Below are 279 nucleotides of genomic sequence, written 5' to 3' on the forward strand. Positions count from 1 at the left end.
AGTGCGTGGCGTCTGGCATGATAACTCCTAAGAAAAAGCTGTATTTCAAAGCTGGCGCGCCCCACGGAATCACCGCGGGGCGCGCGCCGCTTGATGCCGCGGCCGGACTCGGCCGCAGCCGGTTGGGGTGCTACTGCGCGGCGGCGGCCGGCGCCTCGGCGCTCAGGGCGTCCGCCTTGTCCGTGCGCTCCCAAGAGAACTCCGGCTCGTTGCGGCCGAAGTGGCCGTTGCTGGCCGTGGCCCGGTAGATCGGGCGCAGCAGGTCGAGGTCGCGGATGA

At 69.5% G+C, this 279-nt stretch carries 1 protein-coding gene; it reads right to left on the reverse strand.

What is annotated here, in order from left to right; translation table 11 throughout:
* Positions 1 to 130 precede the first annotated feature (130 nt).
* Positions 131 to 277 carry a methionine adenosyltransferase domain-containing protein gene (locus tag SB717_RS35290; RefSeq protein WP_410907571.1) on the reverse strand — a complete coding sequence of 49 codons (147 nt, stop codon included), beginning with the start codon at positions 275 to 277 and terminating at the stop codon, positions 131 to 133.
* Positions 278 to 279 lie beyond the last annotated feature (2 nt).

The organism is Priestia sp. SIMBA_032, from assembly GCF_046535215.1.
Lineage (GTDB): Bacteria > Bacillota > Bacilli > Bacillales > Bacillaceae_H > Priestia > Priestia aryabhattai.